General features: G+C 38.7%; 7 protein-coding genes. 1 reads left to right on the top strand and 6 read right to left on the bottom strand.

Going from position 1 to position 6,400, the window contains the following annotated elements:
* Positions 1–668: 668 nt before the first annotated feature.
* From rlmF to FDK13_RS34990, 3 genes are all read right to left on the bottom strand, one after another.
* Positions 669–1,637, bottom strand: coding sequence for a 23S rRNA (adenine(1618)-N(6))-methyltransferase RlmF (gene rlmF, locus FDK13_RS35000; protein WP_220417505.1), 969 nt, complete (start codon positions 1,635–1,637; stop codon positions 669–671).
* A 15-nt stretch (positions 1,638–1,652) separates the two neighbouring features.
* Positions 1,653–2,441 carry a DUF3050 domain-containing protein gene (locus FDK13_RS34995; RefSeq protein ID WP_137344650.1) on the bottom strand — a complete coding sequence of 263 codons (789 nt, stop codon included), beginning with the start codon at positions 2,439–2,441 and terminating at the stop codon, positions 1,653–1,655.
* 164 nt (positions 2,442–2,605) lie between these two features.
* Positions 2,606–3,724, bottom strand: a complete 1,119-nt coding sequence (locus FDK13_RS34990) for a Gfo/Idh/MocA family protein (RefSeq protein WP_137344649.1) — start codon at positions 3,722–3,724, stop codon at positions 2,606–2,608.
* A gap of 278 nt (positions 3,725–4,002) precedes the next feature.
* Here FDK13_RS34990 and FDK13_RS34985 point away from each other — a divergent pair, with 278 nt between their 5' ends.
* Entirely contained in the window at positions 4,003–4,947 is a 945-nt protein-coding gene (locus FDK13_RS34985) for a ring-cleaving dioxygenase (RefSeq protein ID WP_137344648.1), read from the top strand.
* Positions 4,948–5,050: 103 nt separating this feature from the next.
* Here FDK13_RS34985 and FDK13_RS34980 read toward each other — a convergent pair whose 3' ends face one another.
* The 3 genes from FDK13_RS34980 to FDK13_RS35705 form a co-directional block, all read right to left on the bottom strand.
* Positions 5,051–5,434, bottom strand: coding sequence for a hypothetical protein (locus tag FDK13_RS34980; protein WP_137344647.1), 384 nt, complete (start codon positions 5,432–5,434; stop codon positions 5,051–5,053).
* Positions 5,435–5,675: 241 nt separating this feature from the next.
* Entirely contained in the window at positions 5,676–6,059 is a 384-nt protein-coding gene (locus tag FDK13_RS34975; RefSeq protein ID WP_137344646.1) for a T9SS type A sorting domain-containing protein, read from the bottom strand.
* A gap of 72 nt (positions 6,060–6,131) precedes the next feature.
* Positions 6,132–6,400, bottom strand: a 269-nt coding sequence (locus tag FDK13_RS35705) for a T9SS type A sorting domain-containing protein (RefSeq protein WP_170983022.1), incomplete at its 5' end; no start/stop codon positions are given.

Below are 6,400 nucleotides of genomic sequence, written 5' to 3'. Positions count from 1 at the left end.
TAATTGTGTTTCTATAATAATGTCATCCCTTCGGGATTTTGTATCAATTATGTTGGGTTTTGAAATTGGCAATTTGATGAAAGTGTATTGAAATTTTATATCACCCCTTCAGGGTTAGGCTCTTGAACATAATTGTGTTTCTATAATAATGTCATCCCTTTGGGATTTTACATCAATTATGATGGGTTTTGAAATTGGCAACGTGATGAAAGTGTATTGAAATTTTATATCACCCTTTCAGGGTTAGGCTCTTGAACATAATTGTGTTTCTATAATAATGTCATCCCTTCGGGATTTTGYATCAATTATGWTGGGYTTTGAAATTGGCAACGTGATGAAAGTGTATTGAAATTTATGTCACCCTTTCAGGGTTAGGCTCTTGATCATAATTGTGTTTCTATAATAATGTCATCCCTTCGGGATTTTGTATTGAGAAGAATAAGGATTTGAGAGGAGAGAATTGATTAAATATAACATTCAAATCGATTATTAATTTTCAGACAACAATCGCAAAACGTAATATTGGACCTGAATTTTCTAACGATCTACAATCCCGAAGGGATGACATTATTATAGAAATAGGGATAACTCATCGAAGCCAAAACCCTGAAAGGGTGGCATATTAGGCTTTGGAATAACGTTTATTTCAAAAAAAACTATCGTAAATATTACTTCTTAAATCGCTCATGTATCCATTTTTTCTGCATATCCTTATCCAAAAACGTCCACGCTACAAACCTGCTGACTTTTTGACCTTGTGCCATTTCAACCGTTTTTACATTTAGCGCATTTACTTTTTTCAATTCCGCATAAACTCCCGGTAAAGTCGTCTTTTTTGAAAGCAGCGATGTAAACCACAAACATTGTGACGGAATTTCGGCGCTTTCGCGGATTATTTGTCTGACAAACGTTTCCTCACCGCCTTCAACCCACAACTCTGCATTTTGTCCGCCGAAATTCAACATTGGTTTCTGCCCTTTTGTCAATCCCAGATTAGTCAGCTTTCGTTTCGTTCCGGCTTGTGCTTCTGCTAAAGATGCATGAAAAGGAGGATTGCAAATCGTGATATCGAAAATTTCTCCGGGCTGAATAATACCTTTGAAAATATATTTGGAAGAAGTTTGTAAACGAATATCAATCGCACCTTCCAGCGAAGGATTTTTGTCAACAATTTGTCTGGCCGAATCGATAGAAACCGGATCAATATCAGAGCCGACAAAGCACCATCCATATTCCCTGTAGCCTACGATGGGGTACACACAATTTGCGCCGACACCAATATCCAGGATTTTGACGTCTTTCCCGACAGGGAATTTTCCGCCATTTACAGAAGCAAGTAAATCAGCGATGTAATGTATATAATCTGCCCGCCCGGGGATGGGCGGACAGAGATAGCCGTCCGGAATATTCCAGTAAGATATCCCGTAAAAATGTTTTAATAAGGCTCTGTTAAGCGCTTTAACAGCCTCCGGATTAGCGAAATCGATAGATTCGTCTCCAAAGGAATTGACAAAAACGAACTTTGCTAATTCACGGTAAGTAGTAATTAATTCTTTAAAATCATACCTTTCCCTATGCAGGTTTCGCTCATGCAAACTGGTCTTTTCGGTATGTATTTTTTCTGATTTTTGAGCCAATGAAATGTGGTCAGATTAGTTTAATATAGCTTTTTTACTGGCAATCTGCTCATAAACGGCATCCCAAAGATCAATTCTTTTTTGAAGAGATTGAATCGTAGCCAGTTCTGCTTCCTTCCAGAAAACTTCATTTTCTCCGCAAAGATTGGAGGTCATTTGCAAAGCCAGATTACTGTGATGATCACCATCTACTTCAATATGTCTTTCCAGATAATATTTGAAAATTGAAACTTCTTCCGGGAAAGTTTTGCTGATATCGCTCACGATGGAATGAAACATATTTGGGATCAGATCTTCTCTTCCAAAAGTGAAGGTTGCAGCCTGCAAATAATCCTTTTTGCTGTTGATGATCTTGAAAGTGAAATTGACAAAATCCTGAGCAGCTTGCGGTGCGTCTGAAACTTCAAAAGATGTGCTTAAATTATTGCTCAGTTTTAATTCAGTGATGAATTTTTCAATTTGAGATGTATCAGCACCACTTTGCAACATCGCTTCAAGATACAATTCATAATGACTTTTCAGATCACCGTTTTGATCAATATCCGATTCCTCACCCGCAACAATTTCATTAATCAAATGTCTTGTTACTGCCGAACCAACCGGAAACCAAGGGACAGAAGTACAGGTGAGATTATTTTGCAGCGCTTTCAAAAGCGACATAAAATCCCAGACTGCAAAAACGTGATACTGCATAAATACTCTTAAATCATCAAGCTCGGTAATTGCAGAATAAACTTTATGATTGATAATTTGCTGCCTTAGCGGCTCAATAGCTATTTGTAATTTTTTAATATGGTCTGACATAACAATTGAAATGAAATACGAACTCGAATGTTGAATGAAGCCGCAAAGTTAACGTATCTCATTTCCTGATCCTTATGTTTCAGGCTTTTTTGGGTTAAGAAAAAATTAAATCCGGGACACTCTAAAAGCAAAACGCCCGGCGATTTGTTGCCGGGCGTTTTAAATTATGCTTTATTGATAAAAATTTTCTGTCCTCCTTTTCGAATTGATTCGTAAACGGCGTCTACCACAATCATGTCTTTTAGACCTTCATGTCCTGTTATATGCGGATCAGGTTTGTTGTTTAGAATAATATCTGCGAGTCCATCCATTTGTAAAGTCTGGTGTGGAATGTGCGCAGGCATATTCATTGGGCCGGCATTCGTCCTGCCTTTTATTGGTCCATAACCAAATGCCGGACTAAGTTCAACAAATCCTTTTTCACCAATAACATAAAGTCTTTCGAAATTATTGAAGTTATAGGTTGTCCCGCAATTGGCTATAACACCACTGGGAAAACCTAATTGAAAAGTGATCGTTTCGTCAACTTCTTTAAATTTAATCGGATCTGTTTTAGTTTCTTGAGCCGTCACCCAAATTGGTTCCTCCCCGGTACAGTATCTCGCTCCATTTAATGCGTACACGCCCACATCCATCATGGCGCCGCCACCAGCCAATGCTTTTTTCAAACGCCATTGCGTCGGATCGCCACTTTTGAAACCCATGTAATTGTTGACATGCATAATTTTTCCAAGTTCTCCTGATTCACGCATACGGATAAGTTCGCGGGTGTGAGGCTCAAAGTGCAGGCGATATCCGATGTAAAATTTAACACCGGCTTTTTCACAGGCTGCAATCATTTCTCGGGTTTGTTTTGCATTATCTGCTACCGGTTTTTCACAAATCACATGTTTTCCTGTTGCTGCAATTTGCAATACATGTTTATGATGAAGGGAATTTGGTGTTGTTACATACACGATATCAATATCCGGATTGTTTTTTATTTCGCTGACAGTCTCATAATTGTATGTGTTTTTGTCAGGGATATTATATTTCTTTTTCCAGGTGTCAACTTTGGAAGGCGTTCCGGAAACGACACCAACCAAGGTCGCCATAGTACATTTCTGCATAGCTTCGGCCACTATGTTCGCATATCCACCGAGCCCCATAATAGCAACCCGGAGCTGTTTTTCAGCACGTACCACAGGAGCGGACGGAGCGGCGGCAGAGGCAGGCAAACCTGCGAGTGCTGTCACGCCAATACCAAGAGAAACCTTTTGAAGGAAATCACGACGAGAATTCATGTTCGAAACAGATTTAGAAAAGTGTTTGAAAGCCAGATGTCACTGACATTTTTAAAAGAAAAATATTTCATCTATCTCCTTATTTGTCAGTAGTGAATATAGGGTTTTCGGCGTTTTTATTTTTCAGGAATTAATTAGGGATCAGTAATTTGTACAATAGATTCGAGGTTCGATGAATTGATCAAACCAACTATTCAACATTATTTTGTGAGATTATTGAACTAAGTTTTAGTAATACATGTATATACATTAAATGTGACAACATATAAATTTAGAACATGGAAAATCTTATCAACGGCTTGCACCATATCACTGCTTTGGCAAGCGACGCACAAAGAAATGTAGATTTTTATGTAGGAATTCTGGGGTTGAAAATGGTTAAAAAAACAGTGAATTTCGATGCGCCGGATGTCTATCATTTATATTATGGCGATGAAACAGGCTCACCGGGTTCTATTGTTACATTTTTTCCGTACGCTGGTTTAGTACGTGGCCGGAAGGGCGGCGGACAATTGACATATTCCGCTTTTTCAATTGCAACGGCTTCGTTAAGTTTTTGGATGGACAGGTTAGTACATTTTGGCATTCCTTACGCAGGACCTTACAGACGATTCAATGAAACTTATCTTCGTTTTGAAGATTACGATGGAATGGGTGTGGAGCTTGTTGCCAATGATATTGACAAACGTCCGGGTTGGAATAACGGGAAAATACCAACCGAATATTCGATCCGTGGTGCTTACACAGTTTCATTAAATGAATACAAAATTGATAAAACAGTTTCGCTGTTAACCGACGTGATGCAGCATCATCTGGTTGCTGAGGAAAATGGAATTTACAGATTTGAAGCAGGTGTCGGCGGACCTGGTTCTTATGTGGATGTGCTTGAATCACCAAAAGATATTCGTGCCTTGCAAGGTGCGGGTTCTGTGCATCACGTAGCTTTTGCAACGGATAGTGACGAAACACAGCTGGAAATTCGTGAAAAATTATTGTCGGGAAGTTATAATCCAACCGAAGTTTTGGACCGTAATTATTTCCACAGTATTTATTACCGCGAACCGGGTGGAATTTTATTTGAAATTGCAACAAATCCTCCCGGATTTTCGGTGGATGAAAGTGTTTCTGAATTAGGCACTTCGTTAAAATTACCGGAATGGTATGAGCCAAGAAGAGAGAAAATCGAGGCGGAATTGCCGGTGATTGTGGCTGAAAGTAAATAGTATGAAAATCGCAAAAAAACGGCTTCCGGTATTCTGGGAGCCGTTTTACATGAACATGGCTAATAAAGAGCTTGGGGAAGTGGATGCGTAATGGCAGGAAATATTATTCAATTTTCAATGAACGTTGTACTTTTTGCTCTGCTAAAAAGACAGATTTTGATAATATTTCATTACCAATCATTATTTTAAGCGTGTAATGTCCGTCTTCGAGCTGGTCCACGTTTAGTGCGCGACCGAATTTTGCATCGTTATTTCTGATAATTTCACGATAGAAAATTTGTCCGCCATCGTCACTCAGCAGAATAACTGTCGGTGCAGATTTATTAATGCGGTCAACATAGATATTGATTTTTCCATCAATAGAGCGGTAGATCCCGGTTCTGAAGCCGGTAGGTTTTTTTGCTTCCTTTTCGTCTGCAAAGGCTGAAATGCAGGTGATCACAACAAGTACGATGGTACCGATAATTGTTTTGGTTGTCTTTTTCATGGCTAATGTGATTATGATGGATTAAATGATTGTGCTTGAATTTCCCCAGGCTCATCAGGACATTTTCATCCGGTTAGTCGCAGCAGTCGCATGGGCAGACAACAAAGGACATGGACTTAAATATAATTGTGATTAAACGGCAATTTTTAGGCAGAAGATGAAACGCAAAAACGGTTTCCGTGAAAAGGAAACCGTTTTTTTAATGTTGGCTAATAGATTTGGCTGCGTAATTGAGCCTGGGTTAATTAATTGTCAAAACACGTTCTGTTTTTTGCTCTGTCAATTGGAGTGTTTTTGATTGTGTTTCTCCGTTACTGGTCACTTGAATTTCGTATTTCCCAGCTTCAAGGTCATTTAGATTTAAAGAGCGTCCGAATTTTTGGCTCGCTTTTTCAATTACTTCACGGTAAACAACTTCTCCCTGGTTATTTCTTAATATTAAAATCGTTGGTGAATCCTGATTCACTTTGTCAACCAACACATTGATTTTTCCACCTTTTGTAGAATAAATTCCGGTACCGAAACCGGTAGATTTTTTGGCGGCTTTATCATCTGCGTTTGCAGTGAAAGCGAAAGAAGCAACAAGTGCAAAAGCAACAGCGATATTTTTGATGAAAGTTTTCATGGCTTTGATTTTTTTAAGTATGGCTAATTTTTTTCTTTATGAATGGCTAATAGGGTACTCGGTAACTAATGCTTATTTGATTGTCAATACACGTTCTGTTTTTTGATCTGATAATTGGAATGATTTGGTTTGTGTTTCGTTTTTGCTAGTAACATCGATTTCATATTTACCGGCTTCAAGATCCGTAACGTTCAACTGGCGACCAAATTTTTGATTTCCTTTTGCAACTACTTCGCGGTACACTACATCTCCCTGTTCGTTTTTTACAAGAATTGTTGTGGCTGCGTTGTCATCCGATTTATCGACCAACACATTGATTTTTCCACCTTTATTGATGTAAA

It is taken from the genome of Dyadobacter frigoris (genome assembly GCF_005280585.1).
Lineage (GTDB): Bacteria > Bacteroidota > Bacteroidia > Cytophagales > Spirosomataceae > Dyadobacter > Dyadobacter frigoris.
Note: the sequence above shows the minus strand (reverse complement) of the source record. Positions and strands in the feature narration are given on the sequence as shown.